Here is a 3,411-nt window from a genome sequence, read left to right as displayed (position 1 = left end):
GTATTGGGATCAATGTCGAGGCGGCCATGGAAGATGCCCACCATGGCGATCGTGCCGCCGGGATCGACAACGCCAAGCAACTGGTTGAGCGCCGCGACGCTGCCGGTCGCCTCAATGGCCGCGAGCAGCGGGGCATTGGCGGTTGCGGCGGCAACGGCATCTCGGTTCAGATCGACGATCCTGGCACCCGTCACCTGCGACACGCGGGCGCAGCGGGCCTGGTTGCGGTCGGTTACGAGCACGGTGCCCGCAAAAGTTCGAGACAGCAGCAGCGCGGCAAGACCGCCGATCGGCCCGCAGCCGACGACCAGCACGGAGCCGGCCGTTTTCGGCAGGCGCCGCACCGCGTGCAGCGCCACCGCCAGCGGCTCGGCCATCGCCGCGACCCGCTCGTCGAGCCCGGCATCGATGATATGCAAAAGCCGCGCGGGCAGCACCGCCTGTTCGGCAAACCCGCCGTCGCAGATTTCTCCCACAAAGCCCAGCGACACACAGAGATGCCGCCTGCCGCCATGACATTGCGCGCAGTCTCCGCACCAGAAACGGGAATCGGCGACCACCCTGTCGCCGACGGCGAAGGCGTCCACGCCCGCGCCGATGGCAGTCACCGTGCCGGTCAACTCATGGCCGGCCGTCGAAGGCGACCGGCTTATCCACTGTCCCGTGCGGAAATTGTGCAGGTCCGAACCGCAAATGCCGGCGGCGTCGACCCTGAGCTTCACCCAGCCCGCATCCGGCACGCCCGGCGTGGCGATGTCCTCGATGCGCAAGTCACCAGGTCCATACAGTCGTGCGGCCTTCATCACGATCGCTTCCGCTCAACCGGCGAGATAGCGGTCGCGGATTTCCGAGACCGCGTTCTCATGCGAGCTGAAGCCCTCGTAGCGGGCGAGCCTGCGGGCGTGCAGAGCGAGTTCCGGATAGGCCGCCGAGGTGACATAGCCGATCGACGAGCGCTTGACGAAATCCGTCACCGAAAGCGGGCCGTAAGTCCGCGCCCAACGGCTGGTCGGCAGCACCGCATTGGGGCCGAGAACGAAATTGGCCAGCGTCACCGGCGTGTGCGGACCCATCAGGATTTCGGCGGCCTCGGTGATGCGCCCGAGATGCGCGAATGGCTCCTTCGACAGGATCTCGAGATGTTCGGGCGCATAGTCGTTGATGAAGCGGTAGCTGTCCTCCAGCGACGCCGTCAGCACGATGCCGCCGCGCTTGCCGGTCAGCACCGCGCGCGAAAACTCGACACGCTGCTCGGTCATCCGCGACCAATGCTCGGGAAGTGCAGCAAGCGCTGCTTCTGCAACCTTGCGGCTGTGCGTCACCAGATAGGCCGAGGAATCCGGCCCGTGCTCGGCTTCGATCAACAGGTCGAGCGCGGCAAGGCCGCCGTCAACGCTGTCATCGGCAAAGATGATCGCTTCCGACGGGCCGGCCGGAAGGCCTGTGTTGATGACCGACGACAGCACGCTCTTGGCCGCCACCACCCACGGGCTGCCGGGGCCGACGATCTTGAGCGCGGGCTTCACCGTCTCGGTGCCGTAAGCGACGGCGGCAACTGCCTGGGCGCCGCCGCATTTGTAGACCGTGCCCACGCCGGCGAGACGCGCGGCGACGAGCGTTGCCGCATCCACCGAACCATCCGATGTCGGCGGCGTCACGATGGCGATCTGCGGCACGCCGGCAATCACCGCCGGCACCGACGTCATCATCGTCACCGATGGAAAGGCGCCCTTGCCGCGCGGCACGTAGAGCGCAACGGATGCGATCGGCGTGTACCTGTCGCCGGCGTAGGCGCCCGGCCGGACTTCCTTGAGCCACATCGTCTCCGGCTTCTGCTCCTCATGGAAATGCCTGATGTTGTCGATGCCGAACTGGATGCTCTCGACCACATCCTTTTCCACCTTGTCGAACGCCGCGTCGAACTCGGCTTCCGACACCTGCAGTTCGCCCTCGGCGACATTGGCCTTGTCGAGTTCCCTGGCGAAGCGGATCAAGGCGGCATCGCCTTCGTCCTTGACGGCCTGGATGATCGGCCGGACCTTCTCGACGAAGACCGTCAGATCGGCCTCGGCGCGCTTCAGCAGACTGGCGCGCTGGTCGGCATCGATGGATGACAAATCGTGGAAGCTGATGTCGGACATAACTGCTCGTCTCCTGGAACTCTTGGAACGCAATGACGGTTGGCCCGTGGATGGCCATAGTTCTGCGGGTCGACAGGCCGACCGGGGCAAGGATCAAAGCCGTCGAGAGGCTTCACCGGGCAAAAGTATATACATGTATGTATGATAGTCGCCAGCAATTTTTCCATCATCCGTCGAAACCACGGAGACAAACCTGCCTCGTCAGATCGAGGCGAGAAAGCCGCCATCGACCGGAATGGACTGGCCGGTTATGTAGGCAGCCGCATCCGAAGCGAGGAACACGGCGATGCCATGCAGGTCGTGGAGGTCGCCGAAACGACGCTGCGGGATTTTGGCCAGCATGGAGTGCTGCCATGCCTCGTTGCTGTAGAAAACGTCGGTCATCGCCGTCCTGAAATATCCCGGCGCGATGGCGTTGACCCTTATGCCAAGCTCCGCCCACTCCGCCGCAAGGGCGCGGGTCATGCCGAGCAGGCCCGACTTCGACGAGCCGTATGGCACCGCGGTGGGAATTCCGACTTCGGATGTCAGCGAGCACAGATTGATGATGGCACCAGGACGGCCGGCATCGCGCATCTGCCGCGCGGCGGCCTGGGCGCAGAAGAACGCTCCCTTGAGATTCGTGTCGACGATCCTGTCCCACAGCGCCTCGTCGACATCGAGCGAGGGCCGCACCTCCTCCACGCCGGCATTGTTGACGAGAATGTCGAGACCGCCAAGCAGGCTGGCAGCCTCTGCGGTGGCTGCGCGGCAGCGACCGACATCGGTGACGTCGAGGGCAACGGCATGCGCCACCCCGCCGGCGGCGCGGATGGCTGTCGTTGTGTCCTGTAATGACGCCAGGCTGCGCGCCGAGACCGCGACGTCGGCGCCGGCGGCACTCAGCGCTTCGGCGATGCTGCGCCCGATGCCTCGGCTTGCGCCGGTGACAAGCGCCTTCCTGCCGGAGAGATCGAAGAGAGAAGCGTTGCGCATGTGATCCTCCTTGCCGGCGTCGGTTTCCGCTTCAGCGTCGAGACTATCAGATCAAGTTACATATACAAGCATATACAAACTATTTCGACTACGGTACGGATGACGAAATCCACCGCAGAGGAGCCCACCCGTGTCGAAAGCCTCGGATATGGTCCGCACCGAAGTCAACCGTTTGTCGCCCTACAATTCCGGGCTCACCATTGACGAGGTCATGGAGCGATACGCACCGGCCAGGATCGCCAAACTGGGCTCCAACGAAACCCCGCTCGGGCCCAGCCCGACGCTAGCCACGACG

3 protein-coding genes are annotated in these 3,411 nt (G+C 64.6%); all 3 read right to left on the bottom strand.

The features are described 5' to 3' along the window. Positions 1 to 770: alcohol dehydrogenase catalytic domain-containing protein (locus tag EN984_RS27370; protein ID WP_245480128.1), on the bottom strand; the 770-nt coding region annotated here is incomplete at its 3' end. 48 nt (positions 771 to 818) lie between these two features. After that, a complete protein-coding gene (hisD, locus tag EN984_RS27365; protein WP_127272454.1) occupies positions 819 to 2,141 on the bottom strand; it encodes a histidinol dehydrogenase in 1,323 nt (440 codons plus the stop codon). A 201-nt stretch (positions 2,142 to 2,342) separates the two neighbouring features. After that, positions 2,343 to 3,116 carry a glucose 1-dehydrogenase gene (locus EN984_RS27355; protein ID WP_127270780.1) on the bottom strand — a complete coding sequence of 258 codons (774 nt, stop codon included), beginning with the start codon at positions 3,114 to 3,116 and terminating at the stop codon, positions 2,343 to 2,345. Positions 3,117 to 3,411: the final 295 nt, after the last annotated feature.

It is taken from the genome of Mesorhizobium sp. M7A.F.Ca.CA.004.12.1.1 (genome assembly GCF_003997835.1).
In the GTDB taxonomy this organism is placed as follows: Bacteria; Pseudomonadota; Alphaproteobacteria; order Rhizobiales; family Rhizobiaceae; genus Mesorhizobium.
Note: the sequence above shows the minus strand (reverse complement) of the source record. Positions and strands in the feature narration are given on the sequence as shown.

Bases quoted from the DNA above. Each gene is read 5' to 3' on its own strand.
- hisD (WP_127272454.1), bottom strand. From the start codon at position 2,141: ATGTCCGACATCAGCTTCCACGATTTGTCATCCATCGATGCCGACCAG.
- EN984_RS27355 (WP_127270780.1), bottom strand. From the start codon at position 3,116: ATGCGCAACGCTTCTCTCTTCGATCTCTCCGGCAGGAAGGCGCTTGTC.